Genomic DNA, 26,452 nt, shown 5'->3' with positions numbered 1-26,452 from the left:
GCGGCCTTACGCGGCTGGGCCGGATAGACCGGCTTCAATTTCCAGGGCCACCCTTTCAGCGGCCCGGGCCGGGTCGTCAGCATCCCGGATGGGCCGACCAATCACGATATAATCAGAACCCGCCTGCACAGCCTTAGCCGGCGTGACAACCCGTCTCTGGTCATCCCCGGGTGTCAGGCACCATTGGGGCCGAATCCCCGGCGTAACAGCCAGGCACCCTTTGCCCAGTTGTGCTTTCAACATAGCGGTTTCCTGCCCTGAGCACACCACACCGGCACATCCGGCCTCCATGGCCATACGGGCCCGCAGCAGCACCAGCTTTTCCGGCGCATTAACATATTCATCCTTAAACCCCTGGGCACGAACCGTCTCTGCGTCATTGTCCGTAAGCAGGGTCACGGCAAGCACTTTGGTTTTTCCGGCATTTTGAACGGCAGACTCAAGCATTTTTTGTGAGCAAGCCCCGTGGACTGTCACCAGATCCACCCCGAGATCCGCCACCCGGGCCATGGCCCGACCAACCGTAGCGGAGATATCATGCAGCTTCAAATCCAGGAAAATCCCTGCACTGGACATCTTTCTGACCATCCCCACCACAGCCGGACCCTGGCGGATAAACAGTTCAAGGCCTATTTTAAACATACCCACCCGGTCGTCAAGCTGCCGAATATGAAACTGGGCCGCCGCCATGGAGGGAAAATCCAGAGGAAAAATAATGTATTCTTTTGCTGTTGTCTGCATAATCGCCCTTTGCGATCTTAGGGGTTGAAACATAATAAAAAAAATTACCCGGATCTTACCACAAAAGGCATTTTTTTGCTTTAAAAAAATACGAGCAAAAGAGGTGTAACCCATAGTCAGTGTTCTGCCTGGCAACAAGAATTTTTGTTGATTCATTCGCTGTTTTTATGGTAACATGTCAGTTGTCCTTGTCATTTTCCGAATGTCAAATTTTATTAAGATTTTTATAAGATGTAGATGTAACGTAATATTAACAACTATTAATTCCGGTCCCATTTAAATTTAACGGAAAGGGAACTCAATGTTAAAAAACTTATATCTTGATTCCCTGGAAGCCTCAGTAAAATATCTTCGAATCATTCTCAAAGAGATTGCCGAGCTTAAACTTCCTTATACGCCAATTGTTTATGCGGTCTGGTATGAGTATGTTTCGGGCCAGAATCCCAAACTGAGCAAGAATATTCAGGCAATCCGTAAAAAAAAGGAACTTATAGACTATCAAAAGGTCCTTGAATGGTTCAGAGAGTACGTTTCCGACAGGCAAGTGTTTATCACCGAAGAACAAACCAGAAAAGCGGGAAACCTTCTTGAGGGAATCACCTCACGCCTCACCGAGGGCGGAAACCTTATGGAGCGGCAGGGAGACCGGCTCAAAGCACATATCGAGAAGCTGGACAGTGCCTCAAACCAACCGGATATCAAAAACATTTGCCGAGACATAGTTTTGGAAACCCATCGGATCATTGACGGTAATACAGAGCTTAAAAACGATATTCACAGCACCGTCACTGAACTTCATGCGCTAAAGCTGGAACTTGAAAACCTGAGAAAAGCGGTAAAAACTGATCTGCTCACAGGACTTCTTAACCGCCGTGGTTTTGACGATGCCATTGAGAAACACATGAAGGATGCCCAGGAGCAGACCGCACCCTTAAGCCTGATCATTGCAGACATCGACCGGTTTAAACGAATAAATGATAACTATGGCCATCTTACCGGGGATAATGTACTCAAACTGATATCCAAACTTATACAGAGACACATCAAAGGCAGAGATATTGCCTGCAGGTTCGGCGGCGAAGAATTTATCATGGCCTTGCCCGAAACCAAAATGGACGGCGGTTTTGCCCTGGCCGAACAAATCCGTACCAGCCTTGAAAAAGTGAGATGGCAGTCCAAAAGCTCAGGCAAGGATATCGGGACGATCACCATCTCTTTAGGCGTGGCCCAGCTCATTCCCGGCGAAGACTTAAACGCCCTTATTGCACGGGCAGACAAGGCCCTTTATGCCGCCAAAAAAAATGGCCGAAACCGCACCGGCACCCACAATGGCAAAGAGGTGATTCTTCCTTGAAAAAAAACAGATACACCCTGACCATGCTGGTTGAAGATGATATTAAAGCCCTGATTCAAAGTTAGATTAGGATTGAATCCTTCCGACAATTAATGATAATTAAGACGATTTTAACGCCAATCAGTATCTGTATTTTTATCTAATGAACCATATACAAAACCATCACATTCCCGCAGGCCGCTTGAGGGTGGGGAGAAAATCTCCTCAAATATTTCAGGCCTGCCTTGGCACCTGCCTGGGCGTGGCGCTCTATGATCAAGAGCGGAAAGCCGGAGGGCTGATCCATCTCCTTCTACCCTCCCCGCTGGGAAATGCGGGCTTCGAAGCGGACACCCCGGGAAAATATGCCTCCACGGGCATTCCCATGCTGATCAACGAACTTACACGCATGGGATGCACCACAAAGGCACTGAAGGCCACCATTGCAGGCGGAGCTCTGGTCGGGCCTGTTTCCCGCATAGACCTGGGCCTGGACATCGGGGGCCGCTCTGCAGATATTGCCCGCCGTATATTAAAGGAACAAGGCATTGAAATTCTAAGGTCCGAGACCGGCGGTTTTTTTGCCTGTACCCTTGAACTGGACATGATGACCGGCAAAACAAAAATTGCGCCGGTCTGGCAAACGGGGATTGAACCGGGCACTATTGCACCGGTTTCGGGTCCTGAAGCCATCATGGAGACCATTGACAAGCTCCAACCTATCCCGCAGACCGCATTAAAAATTTTAAGGATGTCCAATCAGGATGGCCACAGCATTGATGATATTACCCGGGAGCTATCCCAGGACCAGGTACTGTCCGCACGGACATTACAAATGTGCAACTCCGTCCTTTTTGCGGGCATCATAAAAATTGACACGCTCAAGGACGCGCTGATGATGCTTGGCGAGGAAAGGCTGGTTAAAAGTGTAATAACAACAGCCATTGAGAGCTATTTTGGACAGGTCGGTCCATCAGGCTATTCCCTATGCAAGGGAGGGCTTTTTTTCCATGCCGTGGGTGTGGCTTGCCTTGCAGAACGGCTGGCAAGGCAGAGCGGTTTAGCTGATCCCTCGCAGGCGTATATGGCAGGACTGCTGCACGATATCGGCAAAGTTGTTCTGGACCAGCATATATCAGCGCATTTACCGTTTTTTTTTCGTATCCTGGGGAGTGAAAAGCAAAATATCATCCACGCAGAAGAAAAAATTCTGAACTTCAACCACTGTCGGGCAGGCGTGATCCTGGCGGAGAAATGGGGCTTTTCAGACGCACTGACCGAAGCCATCCGCTGTCACCATACCCCTGAAGAGACAGGCGGCCACTCACGACTGGTGGAAATTATTTACCTGGCGGACCAAATTATGGAAAAATTTTTCACATTCTTTGATATTGATAAACCAGATGCCCTGCACCTGGAAGCTATCATAAAAAAATTGGATCTGGACGGTGCATCCCTGGTCCGGTGCATCGACGATCTGCCCTTGGATATACTGACACAGGATCTGACGGATGAAACAAGCAATACCTGATAAGCATTTACAATTAAAATCCCTGCCCGGTGTAGATCATATTCTTGCCCTTGCCCAAACAGATGACCGATTTGCACGGATACCGCGCAGCCTCGTGCTTGAATCTGTACGAAGAGCCATTGACAATACCCGCACAAAAATACGTGAAGGCAGCCCTGTCACAATCAATGATGAAGTTATAATAAAGCAGGCAGCCCTGCTCGCTGCCCAGAAAATGAAAAACCGGCTAACCCCTTTGATCAACGCCACAGGCGTGGTCCTGCACACCAATCTGGGCAGGGCATTGCTCTGCCGGGATGCCTTAGATAATATCATGGCGGTCGCATCCGCTTATTCCAATCTTGAGCTCAATCTTGTAACAGGCAAACGTGGCATCCGTTACGCGGCAATTGAAGAGCTGATCTGCGAATTGACCGGGGCCCAAGCAGCCATGGCCGTAAATAATAATGCCGGTGCCGTACTGCTGGCCTTAAATACCCTTGCCCAAGGACGCCAGGTTATTGTTTCCAGAGGAGAGCTTGTGGAGATCGGCGGCTCCTTCAGAGTGCCGGACGTAATGATAAAAAGCGGGTGTATTTTAAAGGAAGTGGGGACCACCAACCGTACCCACCCCCATGATTACACCAATGCCATTACCGAAGATACAGGACTTTTACTCAAGGTCCATACCTCCAATTATAAAATTGAAGGGTTCACCACAGCGGTTTCTCTCAAGGAACTGGTGGACATTGGAAAGGCTCATGGAATTCCGGTAATGGAAGACTTGGGCTCAGGTACGCTGATTGATTTGAGCGCATTCGGGCTGCCTTCCGAACCCCCGGTTTTTGAACAGGTCGCCTCGGGTGCTGACGTGGTCACCTTCAGCGGAGACAAGCTTTTAGGCGGTCCCCAGGCCGGTATTCTTGTCGGCGCAAAACAATGCATGGACCAGATCAAGGCCAACCCCCTGACCCGGGCCCTGCGTATTGACAAAATGACTCTGGCCGGTTTGGAAGCAACTCTCAAGCTTTACCGGGACACCCTGGTGGCGGTTGAAGAAATTCCCACCCTAAGAATGCTGACCTTGTCCTACGAACAAATTTGCCGGGATGCAGAGGCTCTGTTCTCGCTGGTTACAGACGCGGTGGGGAAGCAGGCAGAACTTGCCCTGGCAGATATGACCTCCAGGCCGGGCGGAGGGTCCTATCCCGGACTGACCCTGCCCACCCGATGCCTGACCATCCGCCCCAAAACCATCTCCGTAACAGCTTTGGACAAAAAACTGCGGGCCTTTGATCCGCCCGTCATGGGGCGTATTGAGAACGATCGGTTCATCATTGACCCCAGAACACTTCAACCCGGACAGGACAAGATTCTTGCCAACATTTTAAAAAAACTGATAGATTAATTATTTATGATGCTAAAATTCATTGCAAAAGAACTTCAATTTTTAAAAACAACCGGGGATGCCCCTGAGCTTACCCCCCCGGAAATTTACTATTCAGACCTGATTATGCAGCCATCAAAGGAATTCGCAATTTTTTCCCGGCGTATAGCCGATACCTGCGCATCCCAAAAAACATTTATCACGGCGGCCATACAGATTGATCCGGCAGCGCCGGAAAAGACGATTGACACTGCCAATGATATATTTGACGCCTGCTTTCATTCGGTGCTGGATGAAGACAGAGGCATCTGGGAATGCCTGGACCCGTTCACTGCCATCTTTGCGTTCTGGGATTATCAAGCACCTACCCAAGGGAAAAAACTGCTTGACCTGCTCAATGAAAAAATTTCCCAGGCCGTGAATGCCAAACTGATCATGGGAACAATTGCCTTCCCCTTTCATGATTTTCCGGTTGAAGAGATGGCAGGATGCGCGCTCAAAGCCCTGGACCATGCAGCTTTTTTTGGCCCGGGCCATGCTGTTGAATTTGACGGTCTGTCCCTGAATATCAGTGGAGACCGGCTGTTCCAGCTCAATAACATTGACGCAGCCATTACTGAATACGAAAAAGGGCTTTCCATTTCTCCAACTGATTTCAACCTGCTCAACAGCCTGGGCGTTGCCTTTGGGGTGGACGCCTGCCTGGACAAGGCCATGGAATTTTTTGAAAAAGCCAGAAAGATCAATCCCGAAGAGGTGATGGTCATCCACAATATCGGCCTGATCCACCGGATCAACGGTAAAAACGATTCGGCCCTGGCATACCTTAAAAAAGCCCATGGGATTGACCCGGATCTATTTGAAATTGAGTTGCTGTTGGGCCATCTTTTATTCAAGGAAAAAAAATTCGACCCCGCCATTAAACACCTGGATGCCGCTATCCGGCTCAAACCCGAGTCAGGCACAGCGTTTACAATCAAAGGCAAGATACTTCTGGAAAGGCAAGATGCCGCCGGTGCCGCAGCCCAATTCAACCAGGCCGTCAAACTCAATCCCAATGATCCCGAAGCGTTGTCCGGATATGCCAGGGCCATGGCGTTACAGAAAAGAAATCTGCCCATAGCCCTCAGCTTTGCAAAAAAAAGTCTGGCTCTGGACCCTGGGAATAAACAATACAGACAATATCTTGAAGAAATTCAAAATCTCTACAGCCGGATTGCAGAAAAAAATCAAGACCGTTCCATCAAATCAGCCTGATACCGCTGCGTAAAAGGAACCTAAAACAAGAGGAAACAAATGAAATCGCTGATCCGAAAAACTGTTCAGGATGCTATTGAAACCAAGCAAAAATTCTTTGCAACGCATGAGGATCTCATTGAAACCTGTGCCCGGCAAATGGCACAGACCCTTGAAGCCGGGGGGAAACTGCTGCTTTTCGGCAATGGTGGCTCTGCGGCAGACTGCCAGCACATTGCTGCAGAATTTGTCAACCGGTTTCAGATGGAACGTAAACCATTACCCGCCATTGCCCTGACCTGCGACACCTCAATTATCACCAGTATCGGCAACGACTACTCCTTTGACGAAATTTTTTCAAAACAGGTCCAGGCCCTGGGAGACAAAAAGGACATAGCCATTGGGATTTCAACCTCGGGCAACTCTGCCAATGTGATCCGGGCGGCAGCCGTGGCAAAGGATCAGGGACTGATCCTGGTGGGATTTTCCGGGGCCGGCGGAAAGCTCAAGGAAATCAGCGATATTGCCTTTTGTGTGGACAGTCCAGTAACAGCGCGTATCCAGGAGGTCCATATCACCCTGAGTCATATTCTTTGCGACCTTGTCGAAAGGATGCTGTTCCATGACCAATAAAAACATGACCAATAAGAAAGGAGCTGGGCAGCCCCCCCTGTATTGCTCAAAACCGGATCACGCAAAGCTGGATTACTCAAAACTTTCCACCTATTCCATTAAAAACAGGAAAAGCCTGGTATCCCGGGATGATTTTGCAGCCCCCTGGACAAAGGGCGCAGGCCTTGGGACTTTTTTTGACCGGCTGCCCGCCATTCTTGCGGGCAAAGATATCCGGAATGTGATTGATGCCATTGCAGGAGCCGCTCAAAAAAATCGCCAGGTCTGCTTTGGCATGGGCGGCCATGTGGTCAAAACCGGCATGGCACCCATCCTGATTGATCTCATGGAAAAAGGCGTAATCACCCATCTGGCCATGAACGGATCATGTATCATCCATGATTTTGAGGTGGCATTCACCGGCCGCACCAGTGAAGATGTGGCCGAAAGTCTGGCCTCGGGCAGCTTCGGCATGGCCAAAGAGACCTCGGAATTGCTCAACCAGGCCATTGCCATGGCCCATGAACAAAAAACAGGACTGGGACGGGCCGTGGGTCGGCTTATCGAGGATCTGAATCTGCCCTTTAAGGAGTCAAGCCTGACCGCTGCCGGCACACGCCTGGATTTGCCCGTAACTGTCCATGTGGCCATTGGTACGGACATTATTCACATGCACCCGGGCTTTGACGGTGCGGCCTGCGGTGCGGCAACCCTTCATGATTTTAAGACCCTGGCATCAACCATAGCAGACCTTGAAAACGGTGTATTCATCAATGCGGGGTCAGCTGTCATTCTTCCTGAAGTATTTTTGAAAGCCCTGACCCTGGTCAGGAACCTGGGCCATACGGTGGATGATTTCACCACGGTAAATCTGGATTTTATCCGCCATTACCGACCCATGACCAATGTGGTCAACCGCCCCACCCAGGGCCGGGGCAAAGGGTATGCCATTGTCGGGCATCACGAAATACTGATTCCCCTGATCGCTGCCGGCGTGATTGAGGCCCTTTAGACAAAAACAGAATTCAGCCGGTTTCCATCAAAAAAAAATCGATTTATTCTTGTATAAACAGGCGGTAAACGATATAAATTTCATAGTCAAAAAATTCATGTCCGGCACTGATTAGCGGCATTATTAAACAACATTTTATCAATTTTGACACTGCAAGTATCAGCACCAACCCAATAATAGTCAATATAGATGATATGACGGTTACGATGACTAAATAATTGGTCAAATATGAATTACCACCCCATTGAAAACACTGTTGGATGAGTACTCCAGAAGAACTGACCCGATCCATATTGAAAACTCACGAACAGGATTTGCTGTCCGTGGTGCGCAAAATTCATGAAACACCGGAACTTTCAGAAAAAGAGACCCGGGCATGTGCCTGGCAGACAGATCTGCTGAAAGCCTGGGGGTTTTCTGTGGAAACGGGCTATAAAGGCCTTGCCACGGCCTTTAATGCAACAGCAGGCCAAAACGGACCCCATATCTGTTTTATGGCTGAATACGATGCCCTGCCCGGCATGGGTCACGGGTGCGGTCATAACCTGATTGCCGGTGTGGCATTAGGGGCGGGCGTGGTGGTGAAAAATCTTTTGGCCCACCATCATTCACCCGGCAGGGTTACGGTAATGGGCACCCCTGCCGAAGAGCAGCGGGGCGCCAAGATTGATCTGATCAAGGCCGGTGCCCTGAAAGATGTGGACCTGGTACTCATGGCTCACCCCTCGGATGATGCCACATCACCTTATGCCGGAGAGTCCGGTATAAGACAATTCATGGTCTCGTACACAGGGAAAACCGCACATGCAGCGGATTGTCCGGAAAAAGGGATCAACGCCCTGGACGCCCTTCGGCTTTTGTTCAACGGTGTAGATGCCTGGCGCCAGCAGCTCACTGAGACCAGTCGGGTCCATGGGGTGATCCGGGACGGGGGACAGGCTCCCAACATTATCCCGGATTTTGCCCGGGCCGAGTTCTATTTACGCGATTTTGATCTTAATTTTCTTGATCAGATGCAAGTCCGGTTTGAAAATATTGCCAAAGGCGCGGCACTTATGACCGATACAACGCTGAAATTTTCCGCAATCCCCAACCCTTATAAACCCGGCATTCCCAATGATCCGCTCAATCAGGCCTTTTTCTCTCTTGCCCGGGATGCGGGCATGCAGCCCAAATGGTCGGAACCGTCCCGTGCCTCCTCGGATTTCGGAGATGTAACCCATGAAGTACCTGCCATGCACGCCTATTTTAATATTACCCAAGATGATCCGGGTATTATTATTCACTCCAGGGAATTTTCCCAGGCTGCAGCAACGGACTTTGCCTTTTTACAGATGAAAAAAATTGCCCGGATTCTTGCCCAGATTGCCTGGCAGTTCTTAACTGAACAGGATTTCAGGCACAAAGTTAAGGAAGCCTTCCACTTTGACAAAAAGAGAGTACTCCCCCGCCCTGACACTTCCAGGCTATCATAAACCATCCGGCAGCAATGCAAATTATTGAATCATGCCCTTGAAAAACAAGCCCTATAGCCTTATATTGTTACGTTATTTCTAATTATAAACCAATAAAAAGGGGCGGAAGAATGCCGATTTATGAATATACCTGCAACGCTTGCGGTAAAAACTTTGAAACCCTGGTAATGGGCAGTGATATACCGAAATGCCCGGCATGCAGCAGTGAAGACCTGGCACGACTGATGTCAAAATGCGGATTTGTCTCCAAATCAACAGGCCCCGGCGGCCAGATTCAGACAACAAAATCAGCGGGCAGTTCCGCCTGTGCCGGCTGCTCCTCAACAAATTGCAGTTCCTGCAGTTCCAGCGCAACGATCGGATGAACATGAAATCAACTATCTGTATCGGCACCCGGGGAAGCACGTTAGCCCTGTGGCAGGCCAACCATGTAAAAAACAGCATTGAAAAAAATTTTCCGGACACCCGTATTGATATAAAAATTATCAAAACCACAGGCGACCGGATAACGGACCGTCCCCTTGCCATGGTGGGGGGCAAAGGCCTTTTTGTCAAAGAGATCGAAGCGGCACTTTTAGACGGCAGTATTGACCTGGCTGTTCACTCCATGAAGGATATGCCGGGTGAACTGCCGCAAGGACTGATGATCGGGGCCATACCGGAACGGGCCAACCCCTTTGATGTGCTCATATCTGCCCAGGGAGCATTTTTCAAAGATTATCCCCGAGGTGCGGTTATCGGCACATCCAGCCTTCGCAGAGCCTCCCAGCTTAAACACCTGCGCCCGGATATTGAAATAAAATCCATCCGGGGCAATCTGGATACCCGGCTTAAAAAAGTCAAATCCGGTGAATATGCGGCCATTGTTCTGGCGGCTGCCGGGCTTGAACGGTTGGGCCAGGGCAGCGAGATCACCGAGTACCTTGCAGAAACCGACATGGTGCCGGCGGTTGGCCAGGGCGCGCTTTGCATTGAAACCCGGGAGAATGATCCGGACATGGCAGAAATTTTATCGACCCTGGACCATGATCCCACGCGGATCTGTGTGACCGGGGAACGGGCATTTCTCAAAGCGATTGAGGGCAGCTGCCATATCCCAGTGGCCTGTTTCGGCAAGATCCTGGACAATCGGGTCATGCTTACCGCGGTGGTGGCATCGGAAGACGGCGAATCCTTAATTAAAGAAACCATTGAATCAACCCCTGAACAGGTGGCCGAAAAAGGCCGGGAACTGGCAAAACTTGTTCTTGAGAAAGGCGGACAACGCATATTGGAGGCACTTAATATCCCATGAGACAGAGCAGGGGCAAGGTTTATTTGATTGGTGCAGGCCCGGGAGACCCAGGGCTCATCACCGTAAAGGCAAAAGAGTGCATTCAATCTGCGGATGTGGTGGTTTATGATTACCTGGCATCTCCCGTTCTGCTTGATTATGCGAAAAAAGAGGCTGAAATTATCTACGTGGGCAAAAAGGGAGGGGATCACACCCTGACCCAGGAGAAAATCAACCTGCTTCTGGTGGAGAAGGCCAGAGAAGGCAAAAGTGTGGCCCGCCTCAAGGGCGGGGATCCCTTTGTTTTCGGCCGCGGCGGGGAAGAGGCCCAGGAATTGCTGTCCTATGGCATTAGCTACGAGGTAATTCCCGGTGTCACGTCCGCAGTGGCGGCCCCGGCCTATGCCGGGATTCCTGTGACTCACAGGGACCATACCTCCTTTGTCTCCTTTATAACCGGTCACGAACGGCCCGATAAAAAAGAGTCCCGGATGCAGTGGGACATATTTGCAAAATCCGACGCCACCCTGGTCTTTCTGATGGGGGTCAAAAATTTATCTAATATCGTAACAAAACTGATGGAACACGGCAAACCGTCTGACACCCCTGTAGCCCTGGTACGCTGGGGAACCACCACGCGCCAGCAGACCGTAACCGGCACCCTTGACACCATCGTTGATGCGGTTGAAAAAGCAAGATTGAAATCCCCCGCCATCATTGTTGTGGGGCATGTGGTCTCGTTACGGGACGAACTGGCCTGGTTCGACAAAAAACCTTTGTTCGGAAAAAAAATTGTGATTACCCGGGCCCGTGCCCAGGCCTCCGGCCTTGTAGCCGAGCTTAACCGCCTTGGTGCCCAATGCATCGAGATCCCCACCATTAAAATCGCACCACCTGAAGATAAAAATCCGTTGGAAGCAGCCATTGATCACCTGGACCGGTATGACTGGCTGGTGCTGACCTCGGTGAATGGCGTAAAATTCTTCTTTGACACCCTTTTTGAAAAGGGAAAGGATGTCCGTGCCCTGGGGCATCTTAAATTTGCCTGCATCGGCCCTGTGACCAAAGAACGCCTAGCCGACTATGGCATTATTTCCGATATTCTCCCCGAAACATATCAGGCGGAATCTGTTGTGGATGCGTTTTCAGGCCTTGATATGACCGGCAAAAAGGTATTGCTGCCCCGGGCCAAAAAGGCGCGCACCATCCTGCCCGAACAACTGACACGCATGGGCGCCCTGGTGGATGAGGTAACCGCATATGAGACCCGGCTGGCAGATGAGGGGAAAGACCTTCTCATTGATATGCTCAAGGATAGGGATATTGATGCAGTAACCTTTACCTCATCTTCCACGGTAACCAATTTCTTGACTCTGCTTGACGGGCAAAACCTCCCTGCCCTGCTTGAAGGGGTGATTCTTGCCAGCATCGGCCCCATCACGTCGGATACCATCCGGGCCAAAGGGCTTGCTCCGGATATTGAAGCGGATTCTTTTACCATTGAGGGTCTTATTGAAGCACTGCTCGAACATTATGAAAACGTCCTGCCCGGTGTTGCAGACAATTAAAGGATACGATGATTGCCGGAACCAGGGAGATAAATTATCTGAGAATTTCCGTTACGGATCGGTGTAATTTCAGGTGCATATATTGTATTCCTGCAGCACCCTTCAAGCGCATTGAGCATGACAGCATTGCCCGGTATGAAGAAATTTTAAGGATTGTCCGCCTTGGCTGTGATATGGGCATCACCAAAGTCAGGGTCACCGGCGGAGAGCCCTTTGTCAGAAAGGGTATTTTCTCCTTTATCCGCCGGTTATGCCGCATTCCCCAGTTAAAAGATATCTCTATTACCACCAACGGTTCCTGCCTGAACCCGGATAAAATAAAAGAGTTGATGGATATGGGCATCCAAAGGCTCAACTTCAGCCTGGATACCCTGGTGCCGGAAAAATTTATCCGGATTACCCAGCGCGATCAGTTCCAAAGGGTATGGGACAATATTATGGCAGCCCTCGACATAGGCATATCACCCATAAAAATCAACACTGTGGCGTTAAAAGGCTTCAATGATGATGAAATCCAGACCATTGCCGGACTGACCCGGGAATACCCCTTTCATGTCCGGTTCATTGAATACATGCCCATGGGAGATACAGATGTGGATGCAGACCGGCAAATCCTGACCCGGGATATTAAGGATATTATCATTAACACCCATGGGCCTTTGGCGCCAGTCCCTAAAGGAATAAATGACGGACCGGCAAAAACGTACAGACTGGCCGGGGCACCGGGAATCTTAGGTTTCATCACACCGATCAGCTCCAATTTCTGCAGTGAATGCAACAGGTTGCGCTTAACTTCCCGGGGAACCCTTCGCCCGTGCCTGCTGAGCAACAATGAAACCGATATTCTCACCCCCCTGCGCAACGGTGCCGATGATGAGGCATTGAAACAACTCATGGTAACAGCGTTGAAAGACAAACCGTTATACCATAACTTGGAGAAGAGAACCGCCCGGGATGTGCCGTTGAATCATATGACATCCATCGGTGGATAATGCTCTGGCAGTGCGTTGCCTCTTTTCATTTCCATTTTTTACGGCTTTTTACCCAGGTTTATAAAGGAACCCAGCGGGCATATAATCTTGTTAAACAAATTATGGGCTTTCCTTGAAAAGCCTTTGGATACACATCTGTTACTCAGCACAATTAGAAAATTATTTGACAACGAAAAAAGCTTTGACAGGGTGTAATCTTACTGTCAAAGCTTTCAAGCGGAAATCTATCGCCTGAATGGGCATGGTTTTAAAATCATACCCATCCCGCGATATGATTAATATGATTAATCGGTGATCAACTCAATCTGAACCATGGGGGCAACATCCCCTTTTCTTGGTCCTAATTTGGTAATTCTAGTGTATCCACCCTGCCTTGAGTTAAACTTCTCTGCTACCTCTTCAAAAAGGGCATGCACAACATCTTTTTCACGGATTACCGCCATCGCCTGACGCCTGGCATGAAGATCCCCACGTTTGGCTAGGGTAATCATTTTATCGGCAATTTTACGAAGTCCTTTGGCTTTGGCCTCAGTGGTTTTGATGCTGCTGTGTTTGAACAGAGAAGTTACCATGTTCCTAAACATCGCCTTTCTATGGGCGGAGGTTCTGTTCAGCTTTAATACGGATTTTCTATGCTTCATGGTATTTATTCTCCTTCCTGAATATTCACATCTTCCGGCGGTTCGATCCCTTCAAGGTCCATCCCCAAAGACAGCTCCATTGAATTGAGCACTTCTTTGATTTCATTGAGTGATTTTCGGCCGAAATTTTTTGTCTTGAGCATTTCGCTGTCGGTTTTCTGGACCAGCTGGTAAATGGTATGAATTCTCGCATTTTTCAGACAGTTTGAACTGCGAACGGAGAGCTCGAGCTCATCCACGGAACGATAAATATTCTCATTAAATCCCTTTTCACCGTCATCGATTTTATATTCCGATTCATCAGGTTCAAGTTCTTCATCAAAATTGATAAATGGATTCATCTGTTCCTTAAGGATTTTTGCACCGTAGGCAACGGCATCTTCAGGCGTAACACTACCGTCTGTCCAGACTTCAAAGGTCAGTTTGTCATAGTCGGTTTTCTGGCCGATACGTGATGTGCCCACCACATATTTTACTCGCTTAATGGGGGAAAATGCAGAATCAATGGGGATGGTACCGATAGGGGCATCGTCGTCCTTATTCGCAGAGGACAGGGCATAGCCCTTACCTGTTTTCACAACCATGACAATATTGAGTTTTCCATTTTTATTTACCGTAGCAATATGCTGTTCCGGGTTAAGAATCTTCACCCGACCGTCCGGACTGACGATATCTGCACCTGTAACCTCCGCCTCGCCAGTGACATTAAGGGTTAATATTTTTTCCTCTGGATCGTCAACTTTGAGCTTTAATTCTTTCAGATTTAGAATGATCTCGGAAACATCCTCTCTAATATCTGAAATAACGCTGTATTCGTGAAGTGCATCATCGAATTTCACGGAGACTATGGCGGCACCATATATGGATGATAAAATTATTCGCCGAAGCGAGTTACCAATGGTGATGCCGTATCCCCTCTCAAGGGGTTCACACACAAACTTGCCATAAGTGGAAGTTGTGGTAACATCAAGCTTTTCCGGCTTGATCATCTCTCGCCAGTTAACATATGCAAGATTTTCAGATGACATTTAAATCTCCTGAATAGATAATTTGGTAGATCATGGATATGATAAACCTATTTTGAATAAAGCTCGACGATCAACTGTTCTTGGATCGGCAGTGAAATATCTTCCCTTCCAGGAAGACCTTTTATTTCACCTTTAAAACTATCTTTGTTAATTTCAAGCCACTGGGGAATACCACGCCTTACAATGGCGTCAAGGGAATCAATAATGGCCTGGATCGTTCTACTTTTTTCACACAATTCGATAACATCCCCCTTTTTTACATGATAGGATGGGATATTAACCTTTTTTCCGTTTACGGTGAAGTGATTGTGGCGCACAAAATGTCGCCCCTGATTTCTGGAATTTACGAATCCAAGTCTAAATACGGTATTATCTAACCTAGTCTCAAGTAATGTCAACAAATTAATACCGGTGATACCTTTTTGACGGTCTGCCCGTTTGAATGTGTTTCTAAACTGCTTCTCAGATAGCCCATAAATGCGTTTAACTTTCTGCTTTTCCCGAAGCTGCATACCGTAATCTGATTGTTTGGCTCTTTTTTGACCGTGTTGACCAGGGGGGAATCCTCTTCTGTCAAAACTACATTTATCAGAAAAACAACGATCCCCTTTTAAAAAAAGCTTCATGTTTTCACGTCTGCACTGCCTGCAGACAGAACCTCTATATCTTGCCAAGTTTCCTCCTTTATCACTTTAGATAAAGTTTACACGTTTTTACACGTTTAAATTTTTTTTCGAAATATTCACTTGATATGTCCGAAATAAAATGTATCTCGTTCCTAGTTTGGACAAAGACTTGCCCAGATGCACGACGCATGAAAATTTAAAACCGGATCACCCTGAAGGGTTGTGAGGCCCGATCTTATAATTTGGCAATTTTTTATGCAACGCCGCAGATCGGTGACTATTCCTTCAAACAATTACACACGTCTTCTTTTAGGTGGGCGGCACCCATTATGGGGTACCGGGGTAACATCCTTGATCATCGAAATGTTAAACCCAAGAGCATGAAGAGCCCGAAGCGCGGATTCTCTTCCGGGGCCAGGGCCCTTAACATATACCCCGACGTTTTTCATACCATGTTCCATTGCTTTGGCCCCTGCATCTTCAGCAACCAGTTTAGCCGCAAACGGCGTAGATTTTCTGGACCCTTTGAACCCCTGCATCCCGGCGGATGACCAGGAAATCGTGTTACCATTTTCATCTGCAATGGTGACAATGGTGTTGTTAAAGGTAGACTGAATATGCACTATGCCGGTTGATATATTTTTTTTAACCCGCTTTTTGGCAACGACCTTTTTAGACTTTTTCGCCATAATTGTTATCCCTTTTTATTATGTCCTACTTCTTCTTCTTCACTGCCCCACGCTTGGGACCTTTTCTCGTTCTGGCGTTGGTACTGGTCCGTTGTCCGTGGCAAGGTAGGCCTTTACGATGACGCAATCCCCTATAACATCCGAGATCCATCAACCGTTTAATATTCATGGATACTTCAGAACGCAGTTCACCTTCAACCTTGAACTCGGCATCAATGACCTTCCTGATTTCATTTACCTGTTCTTCGGTCAGATCGTTGGCCTTGATTGTGGGCTCAATGCCCGTTTTTTCAAATATATGCATAGACCTGCTACGCCCTATACCATAGATATAGGTTAAAGCAATCCACGCATGCTTATCTCTTGGTAAATCAACTCCAGCTATACGTGCCAAATTTTTCTATCCTCCTATCCCTGACGCTGTTTATGGCGCTTGTTGACACAAATGACTCTGATGACACCGCGCCTTTTAATGACTTTGCAGTCTCTACAGATTTTTTTTACTGATGCTCTGACTTTCATCTAACTGCTCCTCATTTCATTATTTCAATGTGTGCTTAATTATTCTTAATTAGCCCCCCGGATTTATTTATACCGGTAGGTGATTCTGCCACGACTTAGGTCATAGGGTGAAATTTCCACAGTCACCCTGTCGCCAGGCAGTATCTTTATAAAATGCATTCTCATTTTCCCAGAAATATGTGCCAGCAGAACATGCTTGTTTTCCAGCTCAACCTTGAACATGGCATTGGGAAGCGTTTCAAGGACTTTACCATCCACTTTGATGGGCTCTTCTTTTGCCATAACTAAATTCTTCTCCTTTATGGTGAGATATCAGGACCGGCTTTTGATTCGTTTACTTCCAGAGCGCCCTAGAAAACCATCATAATTACTGGTAATCAAATGGGACTCAATCTGGGAAATGGTATCAATGGCAACACCGACAACAATCAACAACGCTGTCCCGCCGAAATAAAAAGGTACGTTAAACTTATCCATCAATACAGTAGGTAGCACACAAACCACTGAGACATAAGCTGCACCGCCCACAGTAATTCTTGTAAGCACTTTGTCAATATACTCAGATGTCCGTTTTCCCGGTCGAATGCCTGGGATGTACCCGCCGTTCTTTTTCATATTTTCGGCCACATCATCAGGGTTGAACTGAACTGCAGTATAAAAAAAGCAGAAAAAGACGATAAAACCAACATATAAAAGGTAATACCAAATAGTTCCCGGACTGAACATGCCGGCCACTGTCTGCATAACTGGCAGATTGATAAACTGGGCCAGTGTGGTCGGAAACATGATGATGGAAGATGCAAAAATAGGCGGAATAACCCCTGATGTATTAATTTTAAGCGGAAGATGCGAGGTCTGTCCACCATACATCTTTCTTCCGACCACACGTTTTGCATAATGAACCGGAATTCTGCGCTGGGCCAATTCCATAAAAATAATGGCACCAATCACAGCAACCATCAATACAATGAGTATGATGATTGAAAACAACCCCATCTCCCCGGTGCTCAATAACCTGCCCATCTGAATAGCTGCTGACGGCATATTGGCGACAATACCGGCAAAAATGATCAAAGAAATACCATTGCCGATTCCCCTTTCGGTAATCTGTTCGCCAAGCCACATGATAAATGCAGTTCCCGCCGTCAAGGTGATAATGGCCATCAGTCTGAATCCCCACCCTGGATAGGGTACAATGGGAATACCGGCAGGCGATGTCATAGATTCAAGGCCAACAGCAATACCAAAACCTTGTATGGCGCTTAGAACAACCGTACCATAACGGGTTAACTGGGTTTTCTTTTTACGCCCGGCATCTCCTTCTTTTTTGAGCTGTTCAAGATAGGGAATGACCACAGTCATCAGTTCCAGAATAATGGAAGCACTAATATATGGCATAATGCCCAGGGCAAAAATAGAAAGCCGCTCCAGCGCTCCACCAGAGAACATATTGAACATGGAGAATAAAGTGCCGGACGCCGATGCGAAAAAAGATTCCAGTGCGGCCCCGTCAATACCAGGCGTAGGGACATGCACACCAACCCTGTAAACAAAAAGCAAGGCAAGGGTTATCAGTATCTTGCGTTTGAGCTCCGGCAATTTGAGCATATTCTGGTAGCTGTTCTGAATCATTGAGACGCTTCCTTATACCTTTACACTTATTCTATGCTGCCACCGGCAGTTTCAATTTTTTCTTTGGCGTTCTGGGAAACCAAAATGTCTTTCAAGACAAACTTCTTGGTTACCTCACCATTTCCAAGAAGTTTAACACCGTCCACAGCACCTTTGACAAGACCGACTTCTCTGAGAACGGCCTCTGTGATCTCGGACCCGTCATCAAATCTGTCAAGATCTTTGACATTGAGAACTGCATTGTGGGTTTTAAACAGATAGTTTTTAAACCCGCGTTTGGGCAGCCGCCTGTAAATAGGCATCTGCCCACCTTCAAAACCTGGACGGACAGATCCACCGGAACGTGCCTTAAGTCCTTTATGCCCTTTCGTAGAGGTCTTACCCATACCGGAGCCGGGACCACGCCCGATTCTTTTTCTATTTTTTCTGCTGCCGGGGGCAGGGGCCAGATCATGTAATTGCATCCTAAACCTCCTCTACTTTCACCAGGTGTGAAACCTTTTTCACCTGACCCATGATCACAGGGGTATTATTGTGCTCCACAGTGTGGTGCATCCGTTTAATGCCCAGAGAGCGTATAATCCGTCCATGCTTTGCAGGACGGCCGATAGTGCTTCTTATCTGCGTAATTTTAATTTTATCAGCCATTGTCCGCCTCTTTATATTTCTTCAGGTTTAAGCCCGCGTCTTTTGGCAACTTCCTCCTTGGTACACAAGGACTGGAGGCCGGCCATGGTGGCTCTTACAATATTCTGGGTGTTGTGGGAACCAATACATTTGGTCAAAATATCAGTTACGCCAGCTGCTTCAAGGACCGCACGGATACCACCACCTGCAATCAGGCCAGTCCCGGGAGAAGCCGGTTTAAGCAGGACCCGACCGGATCCGGCGTGGCCCAAAACTTCAAAGGGAACCGTGCCGTTCAAGATAGCGACCTTTTTCATATTCCGTTTGGCTTTTTCCATTCCCTTTTTAATGGCTTCAGGAACTTCCTGGGCCTTTCCAAGCCCGTATCCCACACTGCCTTCACCATCACCTACCACAACCAGGGCAGTAAAGGTAAAGTTCCTCCCACCTTTAACGACCTTCGCAACACGGTTAATTCTGACGACCTTATCTATCAGACCTGTATCTTCCATCTGCTGTTGTTGTCTTGCCAAGGGTGTTCCTCCTTAATTAGAATTCAAGACCGGCTTCCCGGGCCCCGTCTGAAAGTGCTTTTACGCGTCCGTGAAAAAGGAATCCATTCCGGTCAAAAACAACCTTTTTAATTCCTTTATCCATTGCCCTTTTGCCGATAAGGTTGCCCACAGACTTTGCAACATCCTGCTTTTTTCCATCCACAGGCGTGTCTTTGTATTCTTTGTCAAGGGTTGACGCTGCTACCAGCGTAATACCTTTTGTGTCGTCTATAATCTGGGCATAAATATGCCTGGCTGTTCTGAAAACGCTAAGTCGAGGACGTTCCTGGTTGCCAAATATATTTTTTCTAATCCGTTTTTTTCTTTTAAGCCGTGCGACTAGTCTTGGTGATGTATTTGCCATAATCTATATTCCCCACCTTTTAATCTTTACCAGCAGTCTTACCTGCTTTTCTGATAATTCTTTCATCAGCATACATAATGCCTTTGCCTTTATAAGGCTCGGGAGGTCTAATAGCTCTGATGTTTGCTGCAGCCTGGCCCAAAAGCTCTTTATCTATACAGGCAAGGGTAACTTCGACGTTTTTATCAACCGCTGCAGTTACACCATCAGGAAGGGCAAAATCGACAGGGTTTGAATACCCCACAGACAGTACCAAACTTTTTCCTTTGGTCTCAGCCCGGTAACCAATGCCGGAAAGTACCAGTTTTTTCTCATAACCTTCTGTGACGCCATGCACCATATTATATATAAGAGACCTGTAAAGCCCCTGCAGCGCCACTTTCTTTTTATCGGAGGTGTCGGTGCTCACATTCAACACCTGATTATCAATTGCAATATTAACTGCCGGATGCAGCTTGCGGTGAAGGCTGCCTTTAGGCCCTTTGACATTGATGATATCGCCATCAAGGGTAATTTGAACCTTATCTGGAAGCTGAACCGGCTTTTTTCCTATTCTGGACATATTATAGCTCCTGTCTTACCATACGTTACAAAGAATTTCACCGCCGACCTTTGCTTCTTTTGCCTGCTTGTCGGTCATCAACCCCTTAGAAGTCGAAATGATGGAAATACCTAAGCCATTTAATACCGGCTTGATATTTTTTGATTTGGCGTACACCCTACAGGAGGGCTTGCTGACGCGCTGTATACCAAAAATAGTGGGTTCGCCTTCTGAAACATATTTCAGGACCACCCGGATAACACCCTGGGTCTCATTTTCTAGAAATTTGTAATCTTTAATATACCCTTGTTCCTTCAGCACCCGCACCATTTCAAGTTTAATTTTTGATCCGGGGATATCCACCTTGGACAGACCGGCTTTACCACCATTTCTGATTATGGTCAGCATGTCTGCAATGGGATCACTAGTTGCCATTTGAAAATCTCCTTAAATAAGCTGATATTTAAATAATCGTTAGAATCTGAAATAACACTACCAAGAAGACTTGGTTACGCCCGGCAGTTTACCCTGTGAGGCAAGCGTTCTAAAACAAATTCTGCAGATACCAGCTTTTCTAATAAATGCACGTGGTCTACCGCATAAGGGGCACCTGTTGTAAGCCCGTACACCAAATTTGGGTTCTCTTTGTGCCTTTGCGATTAAAGCTTTTTTAGCCAAACGATCTTCCTCCTTAGGTCCTTAGTTTTTAAAGGGCATTCCAATCAATTTCAGAAACGCTTTTCCTTCTTCATCGGTTTTGGCTGTGGTGACAACCGTTACATTGAGGCCCTTGATGGCGTCGGTTTTATCATAATCAATTTCAGGAAAAATGATATGCTCTGTGATACCTAAGCTGTAATTGCCGCGGCCATCAAATGCCTTTCCTGAAATCCCTTTAAAATCCCTTACACGGGGAAGAGCAATGTTGATCAGTCTGTCAAGAAAGTCATACATTTTTTCCCGTCTCAGGGTCACTTTGCAGCCAATGGGAAGATCGGCACGTAATTTAAAATTTGCGATGGGTTTTTTTGCGCGGGTAATCACTGCTTTCTGCCCTGCAATCAATCCAAGTTCCTGGGCTGCTGTTTCAACAATTTTCGGATTTCTAACCGCCTCACCAAGCCCCATATTCAGTACAACTTTTTCCAACTTGGGCACCTGGCACTGATTGGTGTATTTAAACTCTTCAGTCAGTGCAGCAACCACTTCGTTGGTATACTTTTCCTTAAGTGTAGTCATTTATTTTCTCCGGCTGTAGGTGTTATGAGTCTATTTGCTGATTGCATTTTTTACAGACTCTTACCCGCTTTCCATCTTCAAGCTGTTTGATTCCGATGCGGGTTGGTGTTACACAGGAATTACACATCAGCATAAGATTGGACACATCCATGGGCATGGATTTTTCAACAATTCCCCCCTGGGGATTTGCCTGGGAAGGTCTCTGATGAACTTTGACCATGTTGATATTTTCAACAACGATGCGGTTCGTCTTTTTGACAACCTTGAGCACCTTGCCGATTTTCCCCTTGTCCTTGCCGGTCAATACCTTGACTTTATCGTCTTTTTTTATTCTTATTTTCATGACTTAATTCTGTCTCCCTGGCCTTGGATCAAAGTACGTCCGGAGCAAGGGAAATGATCTTCATAAAACGCTTCGCGCGAAGTTCCCTGGCCACGGGTCCGAAAATACGGGTTCCCACCGGTTCGTTATTTTTGTTAATCACAACAGCGGAATTATCATCAAAACGGATGGATGATCCGTCGGGCCGGGAGATCTCTTTTGTCGTTCTGACAATAACGGCCCGGACTACATCTCCCTTACTGACCTTTGAATTGGGAATAGCCTCTTTAACGGAAACAATAATAACATCTCCGATGGTGGCGTATCTTCTTTTAGAACCGCCAAGTACTTTAATGCAGTATAGTTCCTTGGCGCCTGAATTGTCAGCGACTGTCAGTCTGCTTTCACTTTGAATCATTATTCAACTCCTTAGACACTATACCGCTTTTTTAACAATTTCAGTAATCCGAAACCGTTTGTGTTTACTTAGCGGCCTGGTTTCGATAATTTTGACTTCGTCACCAATCCTGCATTCATTTTTCTCATCATGGGCTTGATATTTTTTGTAGCGTTTGATGAATTTTTTATACATCTTATGCTGTACAAATCTTTCAACCCCGACCACCACGGACTTATCCATTTTGTCGGACACGATCAGACCAATCAGCTCTTTTTTATTTTTTTTAATAGTTTCCATATCGATACTCGTTAATTAGCTAATTTTGATATTCATTTCTTTGGAAATCGTGTAAAGTCTGGCGATGTTTTTTCTTACACTGGACAGATTGGCTGTATTCGGGAGCTGACCAACATTATTCTGGAAACGAAGGTTAAACAGTTCCTTTTTGAGCTCAAAGATCTTATCTTTAATCTGGCCTGCATCCATATCTCTGATTTCACTGGCCTTTAACATTATTTTCTCCTTTCCACAAAACGGGTTTTGACGGAAAGTTTTCTGGCAGCCAGCCTTAAGGCTTCTTTGGCCAATTCTCTGTCAACGCCTTCCATTTCATAGAGAATCTTGCCCGGTTTTACTCTTGCCACCCAGGCATCTGTTGCGCCTTTACCCTTACCCATTCTGACTTCAGCCGGTTTCTTGGTAATGGGATGATCAGGAAAAAAACGAATCCAGCTTTTACCCTGTCTTTTTGCTTTTCTGGTCATCGCGACCCTGGCTGCCTCAATCTGTCTTGCATTAACATACCCGCATTCCACAGCCTGGAGCCCAAAATCTCCAAAACTCAATGTGTTGCCCCGCGTGGGCGTTCCTTTGGTTCTACCGCGGAATTGTTTGCGGAATTTGACATTTCTGGGACTCAGCATTTGCTAATTTCTCCTTATTGCCTCTAATTAGTTGCCAGAGTCTGTTCACCCGGGCTTAAAACTTCACCCTTAAATATGAACACCTTAATACCGATGAGTCCATAGGTGGTCTTGGCTTCAATGAATCCGTAATCTACATCTGCTCTAAGCGTGTGCAAGGGGATTCTGCCTTCCTTGTACCATTCGGTTCTGGCCATTTCAGCACCACCCAGCCGACCCGAGCAGATGATTTTAATACCCTTTGCTCCAAATCTCATGGCAGAGGAAACGCTTCTTTTCATTGCTCTTCTGAAGGCGATGCGTTTTTCAAGTTGGCTTGCAATATTTTCTGCCACCAGCTGTGCATCAATTTCAGGTCTTCTGACCTCTTTAATATCGATCAGAACTTCAGGATTAAGCATTTTTTCAAGTTCATTTTTCAGCAGCGCAATCTCTGCGCCTTTTTTGCCGATAATGATACCGGGCCTGGCTGCAAAGACTCTGAGCCTGATCTGTTTAGAAAACCGCTCAATCTCAATTTTGGAAATACCGGCATGGTATAATTTCTGTTTCAAAAATTTTCTTACTTTGAAATCTTCTTCAACAAAGCTTGCATACTCTTTGTCGGCGTACCACCGGGAATCCCAGGTTCTGATGATGCCTAATCTTAATCCGGTAGGATTTACTTTCTGGCCCAAGCCTTTTCCTCCTTGTCTATATGGTTTCTTCTACAACCACTGTTATATGACTGGTTCTTTTTAGAATACGGGCTGCTCTTCCCCTTGCCCGCGGCCTGAACCGTTTCATGGATGGTCCATGATCAACAATCACATTTTTCACTACCAGTTTATCCACATCCATCTCGTTGTTATGTTCAGCATTGGCAATGGCAGACTGCAGGGTCTTGTACATAATCCCTGCAGCCTTTAAGGGCATGAACTTCAAGAGAGTCAGCGCCTGTTCCGCATTTTTGCCCTTGATTTCGCTGATGGGCAGCCGAAGCTTCAACGGTGAGATTCTTGTATATCTTGTAGTCGCTTTAACTTCCATATCTTAAAATCCCTCTAAATCACGACAGATTAGCGTTTAGCTTTTTTATCTGCGGCATGACCCCAATAAGTTCTTGTGGGTGAAAATTCACCAAGTTTATGCCCCACCATATTTTCCGTTACAAACACTGGAATAAATTTTTTTCCGTTATGAACAGCAAAGGTGTTACCTACCATTTCAGGTAAAATAGTGGAACGACGCGACCAGGTTTTTATAACTTTATTGCTACTGGACTTCTGGGCTTCAAGAACTTTTTTAAGAAGCTCAGGCACGATATAGGGTCCTTTTTTTAATGATCTTGGCATAATTTATTACCTATTTCCTTTTAGCCCTTCTTTTAACAATATACTGATCTGTTCTGGCATTATTTCGGGTTCTTTTACCCTTGGCAGGGAAACCCCAAGGAGAACAGGGCTGACGCCCACCAGAAGAACGGCCTTCACCACCACCCATGGGATGATCCACAGGGTTCATTGCAACACCACGAACCGAAGGACGTTTCCCCATCCATCTGCTACGCCCCGCTTTACCGATGCTGACATCGCCGTGTTTCTCATTCCCGACACGTCCGACAGTGGCTTTGCATTTAATATGAATCATGCGAACTTCACCTGAAGGAAGCAGGATCTGGGCATAAGCACCTTCTTTGGCCATCAGACGTGCATACCCGCCGGCACTTCTGACAATCTGTCCACCCTTGTTCTGCTTTAACTCAATGTTATGAATTCTGGTACCGGTGGGGATATTCTCGAGGGGAAGACAGTTTCCTGGTTTAATATCAGCATCGGGACCCGTTTCAAGAATATCACCAACTTTGATATCAAGGGGAGCCAATATATATCTTTTCTCACCGTCCGCGTAGGTCAACAGTGCTATTCTGGCAGATCTGTTCGGATCATATTCTATTGCAGAAACCTTGGCTGGAATTCCGTCTTTGTCCCTTTTAAAATCAATAATACGATATTTTTTCTTAGCCCCGCCGCCTCTGTGTTTGGCGGTGATTCTCCCATAGGAATTTCGACCGGACCGTTTATTGATATTTTTAGTCAGCCTTCGCTCAGGACTTTCTTTTGTAATTTCCTCAAAAGATAGATACTCTTGAGCGCGTCTTCCCGGAGATGTCGGCTTGCTCTTAATTATTGTTGACATATTAATACCTCTTTACACACCTTCAAAAAAATCAATTCGTTGTCCGGGCATCAGCGTGACAACGGCTTTTTTCCAGTCCTTTTTTTTGCCGATAATTCTGCCACGCTGCTTTATTTTACCTTTAACCTGTAAGGTTCTAACCTGCTTGACCTGCGCATTGAACGCTTTCTCAACAGCATTTTTAATTTCAACCCGGTTGGCATCCTTGGCAACTTTTAACGTCACTTGGTTGAACTGTTCTCTTTGGAGGGTAGATTTCTCGGTAACTACAGGTCCTCGGAGGATGTCATATTCAATCATCTTAGCTCAGCCTCCCCTTAATGTTCTCAATACTGGATTCAACCAGCAAAAGATTTTTAAACTTTAAAATGTCATAAACATTGAGACCTTCCGTTTTAATCACCTTGACATCCGGAATATTTCTGGAGGACAATGCAAGCTTTGCATCATCAGCGTCCGAAACAATGAGAAGATCATTGAGCTTCAATGTGGAAAGCACATTAGCCAACGCCTTTGTTTTAATTTCTTCGAGTTCAAGCGCGTCAACAACAAAAAGCTGACTGTCTGAAAATTTTGCACTTAAAGCCATCTTAAGAGCAAGCTTTCTTACTTTTTTAGGCACTTTTATTTCATAGGATCTGGGGCTGGGACCAAAAATAACTCCACCACCTTTACGCAAAGGAGATTTTACGCTACCGGCCCGGGCATTACCGGTTCCCTTCTGTCTGAACAATTTCCTCGTAGAACCTGAAACCATACCCCTGGTCTTAGACGCAGCAGTCCCTACCCGTTTTGATACGAGCTGAGACCGAACGACTTCGTGAAGAACACTTGTTTTGACCGGTATGCTGAAAATTTCGTCAGGCAGCTCCACTTCAGACACTTTAGCACCTGCACTGTTTAATACATCTACAGCAGCCATTATTCTTCCTCTTCAATTTTGATCGACTATGCATCACTGCGAGATAATTGCAATACCCATAGCCGCTATTTGTCTATTTAATTAGACTGATGTTCTGCCGCATTT

At 46.8% G+C, this 26,452-nt stretch carries 39 protein-coding genes; 11 read left to right on the top strand and 28 right to left on the bottom strand.

Annotated elements, in window-relative coordinates:
* Window positions 1-6 precede the first annotated feature (6 nt).
* Window positions 7-741, bottom strand: coding sequence for an orotidine-5'-phosphate decarboxylase (gene pyrF / locus DESPODRAFT_RS12300; RefSeq protein WP_004073876.1), 735 nt, complete (start codon window positions 739-741; stop codon window positions 7-9).
* A gap of 301 nt (window positions 742-1,042) precedes the next feature.
* Here pyrF and DESPODRAFT_RS12295 point away from each other — a divergent pair, with 301 nt between their 5' ends.
* From DESPODRAFT_RS12295 to moaA, 11 genes are all read left to right on the top strand, one after another.
* The gene (locus DESPODRAFT_RS12295; protein ID WP_004073874.1) at window positions 1,043-2,095 is read left to right on the top strand and encodes a GGDEF domain-containing protein; all 1,053 of its coding nucleotides are present in this window, start codon (window positions 1,043-1,045) and stop codon (window positions 2,093-2,095) included.
* A 187-nt stretch (window positions 2,096-2,282) separates the two neighbouring features.
* Window positions 2,283-3,605 (top strand): HDOD domain-containing protein, encoded by a 1,323-nt coding sequence (locus DESPODRAFT_RS12290; RefSeq protein WP_172635729.1) that lies wholly within the window; start codon window positions 2,283-2,285, stop codon window positions 3,603-3,605.
* Complete coding sequence (gene selA, locus DESPODRAFT_RS12285; protein ID WP_004073870.1) at window positions 3,586-4,992, top strand: L-seryl-tRNA(Sec) selenium transferase; 1,407 nt, start codon at window positions 3,586-3,588, stop codon at window positions 4,990-4,992. Before DESPODRAFT_RS12290 ends, selA begins: the two co-directional genes overlap by 20 nt.
* A gap of 6 nt (window positions 4,993-4,998) precedes the next feature.
* Entirely contained in the window at window positions 4,999-6,228 is a 1,230-nt protein-coding gene (locus tag DESPODRAFT_RS12280; protein WP_004073868.1) for a tetratricopeptide repeat protein, read from the top strand.
* A 39-nt stretch (window positions 6,229-6,267) separates the two neighbouring features.
* The gene (locus DESPODRAFT_RS12275) at window positions 6,268-6,840 is read left to right on the top strand and encodes a D-sedoheptulose-7-phosphate isomerase (protein WP_004073867.1); all 573 of its coding nucleotides are present in this window, start codon (window positions 6,268-6,270) and stop codon (window positions 6,838-6,840) included.
* A complete protein-coding gene (locus DESPODRAFT_RS12270) occupies window positions 6,830-7,831 on the top strand; it encodes a GSU2086 family protein (protein ID WP_004073865.1) in 1,002 nt (333 codons plus the stop codon). Before DESPODRAFT_RS12275 ends, DESPODRAFT_RS12270 begins: the two co-directional genes overlap by 11 nt.
* A gap of 260 nt (window positions 7,832-8,091) precedes the next feature.
* Window positions 8,092-9,306, top strand: coding sequence for a M20 family metallopeptidase (locus tag DESPODRAFT_RS12265; protein WP_004073862.1), 1,215 nt, complete (start codon window positions 8,092-8,094; stop codon window positions 9,304-9,306).
* Between the two features lie 110 nt (window positions 9,307-9,416).
* A complete protein-coding gene (locus tag DESPODRAFT_RS12260; protein ID WP_004073860.1) occupies window positions 9,417-9,671 on the top strand; it encodes an FmdB family zinc ribbon protein in 255 nt (84 codons plus the stop codon).
* A gap of 2 nt (window positions 9,672-9,673) precedes the next feature.
* Window positions 9,674-10,600 carry a hydroxymethylbilane synthase gene (hemC, locus tag DESPODRAFT_RS12255; RefSeq protein ID WP_040015972.1) on the top strand — a complete coding sequence of 309 codons (927 nt, stop codon included), beginning with the start codon at window positions 9,674-9,676 and terminating at the stop codon, window positions 10,598-10,600.
* Window positions 10,597-12,147, top strand: coding sequence for a uroporphyrinogen-III C-methyltransferase (gene cobA / locus DESPODRAFT_RS12250; protein WP_004073855.1), 1,551 nt, complete (start codon window positions 10,597-10,599; stop codon window positions 12,145-12,147). Before hemC ends, cobA begins: the two co-directional genes overlap by 4 nt.
* An 8-nt stretch (window positions 12,148-12,155) precedes the next feature.
* Window positions 12,156-13,139 (top strand): GTP 3',8-cyclase MoaA, encoded by a 984-nt coding sequence (gene moaA, locus DESPODRAFT_RS12245; protein ID WP_004073853.1) that lies wholly within the window; start codon window positions 12,156-12,158, stop codon window positions 13,137-13,139.
* 284 nt (window positions 13,140-13,423) lie between these two features.
* Here moaA and rplQ read toward each other — a convergent pair whose 3' ends face one another.
* The 27 genes from rplQ to rplD form a co-directional block, all read right to left on the bottom strand.
* On the bottom strand, window positions 13,424-13,780 hold the full coding sequence (rplQ, locus tag DESPODRAFT_RS12235; protein ID WP_004073849.1) for a 50S ribosomal protein L17: 357 nt from the start codon (window positions 13,778-13,780) through the stop codon (window positions 13,424-13,426).
* Between the two features lie 5 nt (window positions 13,781-13,785).
* Window positions 13,786-14,808 (bottom strand): DNA-directed RNA polymerase subunit alpha, encoded by a 1,023-nt coding sequence (locus DESPODRAFT_RS12230; protein ID WP_004073846.1) that lies wholly within the window; start codon window positions 14,806-14,808, stop codon window positions 13,786-13,788.
* Window positions 14,809-14,855: 47 nt separating this feature from the next.
* Window positions 14,856-15,482 carry a 30S ribosomal protein S4 gene (rpsD, locus tag DESPODRAFT_RS12225; protein ID WP_004073844.1) on the bottom strand — a complete coding sequence of 209 codons (627 nt, stop codon included), beginning with the start codon at window positions 15,480-15,482 and terminating at the stop codon, window positions 14,856-14,858.
* Window positions 15,483-15,727: 245 nt separating this feature from the next.
* A complete protein-coding gene (gene rpsK, locus DESPODRAFT_RS12220) occupies window positions 15,728-16,123 on the bottom strand; it encodes a 30S ribosomal protein S11 (RefSeq protein ID WP_004073842.1) in 396 nt (131 codons plus the stop codon).
* A gap of 25 nt (window positions 16,124-16,148) precedes the next feature.
* Window positions 16,149-16,517: a 30S ribosomal protein S13 gene (rpsM, locus tag DESPODRAFT_RS12215; RefSeq protein ID WP_004073840.1), complete on the bottom strand. Its 369-nt coding sequence runs from the start codon at window positions 16,515-16,517 to the stop codon at window positions 16,149-16,151.
* Window positions 16,518-16,531: 14 nt separating this feature from the next.
* Window positions 16,532-16,645: a 50S ribosomal protein L36 gene (gene rpmJ, locus DESPODRAFT_RS19520; RefSeq protein ID WP_004073839.1), complete on the bottom strand. Its 114-nt coding sequence runs from the start codon at window positions 16,643-16,645 to the stop codon at window positions 16,532-16,534.
* A 63-nt stretch (window positions 16,646-16,708) separates the two neighbouring features.
* On the bottom strand, window positions 16,709-16,927 hold the full coding sequence (infA, locus tag DESPODRAFT_RS12210; RefSeq protein WP_004073836.1) for a translation initiation factor IF-1: 219 nt from the start codon (window positions 16,925-16,927) through the stop codon (window positions 16,709-16,711).
* A gap of 30 nt (window positions 16,928-16,957) precedes the next feature.
* Window positions 16,958-18,277, bottom strand: coding sequence for a preprotein translocase subunit SecY (secY, locus tag DESPODRAFT_RS12205; protein ID WP_004073835.1), 1,320 nt, complete (start codon window positions 18,275-18,277; stop codon window positions 16,958-16,960).
* Window positions 18,278-18,303: 26 nt separating this feature from the next.
* Complete coding sequence (gene rplO, locus DESPODRAFT_RS12200; protein ID WP_004073833.1) at window positions 18,304-18,741, bottom strand: 50S ribosomal protein L15; 438 nt, start codon at window positions 18,739-18,741, stop codon at window positions 18,304-18,306.
* 1 nt (window position 18,742) lies between these two features.
* Entirely contained in the window at window positions 18,743-18,925 is a 183-nt protein-coding gene (rpmD, locus tag DESPODRAFT_RS12195; protein ID WP_004073831.1) for a 50S ribosomal protein L30, read from the bottom strand.
* Between the two features lie 11 nt (window positions 18,926-18,936).
* Entirely contained in the window at window positions 18,937-19,437 is a 501-nt protein-coding gene (gene rpsE / locus DESPODRAFT_RS12190; RefSeq protein ID WP_004073829.1) for a 30S ribosomal protein S5, read from the bottom strand.
* Between the two features lie 16 nt (window positions 19,438-19,453).
* Window positions 19,454-19,822 (bottom strand): 50S ribosomal protein L18, encoded by a 369-nt coding sequence (gene rplR / locus DESPODRAFT_RS12185; RefSeq protein ID WP_004073828.1) that lies wholly within the window; start codon window positions 19,820-19,822, stop codon window positions 19,454-19,456.
* A 19-nt stretch (window positions 19,823-19,841) separates the two neighbouring features.
* A complete protein-coding gene (rplF, locus tag DESPODRAFT_RS12180) occupies window positions 19,842-20,384 on the bottom strand; it encodes a 50S ribosomal protein L6 (protein ID WP_004073827.1) in 543 nt (180 codons plus the stop codon).
* 15 nt (window positions 20,385-20,399) lie between these two features.
* Window positions 20,400-20,798: a 30S ribosomal protein S8 gene (rpsH, locus tag DESPODRAFT_RS12175; protein WP_004073826.1), complete on the bottom strand. Its 399-nt coding sequence runs from the start codon at window positions 20,796-20,798 to the stop codon at window positions 20,400-20,402.
* Between the two features lie 57 nt (window positions 20,799-20,855).
* Window positions 20,856-21,041 carry a type Z 30S ribosomal protein S14 gene (locus tag DESPODRAFT_RS19515; protein ID WP_004073825.1) on the bottom strand — a complete coding sequence of 62 codons (186 nt, stop codon included), beginning with the start codon at window positions 21,039-21,041 and terminating at the stop codon, window positions 20,856-20,858.
* Window positions 21,042-21,062: 21 nt separating this feature from the next.
* Window positions 21,063-21,602, bottom strand: coding sequence for a 50S ribosomal protein L5 (gene rplE / locus DESPODRAFT_RS12170; RefSeq protein WP_004073824.1), 540 nt, complete (start codon window positions 21,600-21,602; stop codon window positions 21,063-21,065).
* A gap of 22 nt (window positions 21,603-21,624) precedes the next feature.
* Window positions 21,625-21,945 carry a 50S ribosomal protein L24 gene (gene rplX, locus DESPODRAFT_RS12165; RefSeq protein WP_004073823.1) on the bottom strand — a complete coding sequence of 107 codons (321 nt, stop codon included), beginning with the start codon at window positions 21,943-21,945 and terminating at the stop codon, window positions 21,625-21,627.
* Window positions 21,946-21,973: 28 nt separating this feature from the next.
* Complete coding sequence (gene rplN / locus DESPODRAFT_RS12160) at window positions 21,974-22,342, bottom strand: 50S ribosomal protein L14 (RefSeq protein ID WP_004073822.1); 369 nt, start codon at window positions 22,340-22,342, stop codon at window positions 21,974-21,976.
* 18 nt (window positions 22,343-22,360) lie between these two features.
* Window positions 22,361-22,621 carry a 30S ribosomal protein S17 gene (rpsQ, locus tag DESPODRAFT_RS12155; RefSeq protein ID WP_004073821.1) on the bottom strand — a complete coding sequence of 87 codons (261 nt, stop codon included), beginning with the start codon at window positions 22,619-22,621 and terminating at the stop codon, window positions 22,361-22,363.
* Window positions 22,622-22,636: 15 nt separating this feature from the next.
* Complete coding sequence (rpmC, locus tag DESPODRAFT_RS12150; RefSeq protein ID WP_004073820.1) at window positions 22,637-22,837, bottom strand: 50S ribosomal protein L29; 201 nt, start codon at window positions 22,835-22,837, stop codon at window positions 22,637-22,639.
* Window positions 22,837-23,247 (bottom strand): 50S ribosomal protein L16, encoded by a 411-nt coding sequence (rplP, locus tag DESPODRAFT_RS12145; RefSeq protein ID WP_004073819.1) that lies wholly within the window; start codon window positions 23,245-23,247, stop codon window positions 22,837-22,839. The genes rpmC and rplP overlap by 1 nt, the downstream gene beginning before the upstream one ends.
* 23 nt (window positions 23,248-23,270) lie before the next feature.
* Window positions 23,271-23,924 carry a 30S ribosomal protein S3 gene (gene rpsC, locus DESPODRAFT_RS12140; RefSeq protein ID WP_004073818.1) on the bottom strand — a complete coding sequence of 218 codons (654 nt, stop codon included), beginning with the start codon at window positions 23,922-23,924 and terminating at the stop codon, window positions 23,271-23,273.
* Between the two features lie 16 nt (window positions 23,925-23,940).
* Window positions 23,941-24,276: a 50S ribosomal protein L22 gene (gene rplV / locus DESPODRAFT_RS12135; protein WP_004073817.1), complete on the bottom strand. Its 336-nt coding sequence runs from the start codon at window positions 24,274-24,276 to the stop codon at window positions 23,941-23,943.
* Window positions 24,277-24,305: 29 nt separating this feature from the next.
* Window positions 24,306-24,581: a 30S ribosomal protein S19 gene (gene rpsS / locus DESPODRAFT_RS12130; RefSeq protein WP_004073814.1), complete on the bottom strand. Its 276-nt coding sequence runs from the start codon at window positions 24,579-24,581 to the stop codon at window positions 24,306-24,308.
* Window positions 24,582-24,591: 10 nt separating this feature from the next.
* Window positions 24,592-25,425, bottom strand: a complete 834-nt coding sequence (gene rplB, locus DESPODRAFT_RS12125; RefSeq protein ID WP_004073812.1) for a 50S ribosomal protein L2 — start codon at window positions 25,423-25,425, stop codon at window positions 24,592-24,594.
* A gap of 12 nt (window positions 25,426-25,437) precedes the next feature.
* Window positions 25,438-25,725 carry a 50S ribosomal protein L23 gene (gene rplW / locus DESPODRAFT_RS12120; RefSeq protein ID WP_004073810.1) on the bottom strand — a complete coding sequence of 96 codons (288 nt, stop codon included), beginning with the start codon at window positions 25,723-25,725 and terminating at the stop codon, window positions 25,438-25,440.
* A 1-nt stretch (window position 25,726) separates the two neighbouring features.
* Complete coding sequence (gene rplD, locus DESPODRAFT_RS12115) at window positions 25,727-26,347, bottom strand: 50S ribosomal protein L4 (protein ID WP_004073808.1); 621 nt, start codon at window positions 26,345-26,347, stop codon at window positions 25,727-25,729.
* Between the last annotated feature and the right edge of the window lie 105 nt (window positions 26,348-26,452).

Source organism: Desulfobacter postgatei 2ac9 (assembly GCF_000233695.2).
Lineage (GTDB): Bacteria > Desulfobacterota > Desulfobacteria > Desulfobacterales > Desulfobacteraceae > Desulfobacter > Desulfobacter postgatei.
This window is presented reverse-complemented; position numbering and strand designations above follow the sequence as displayed.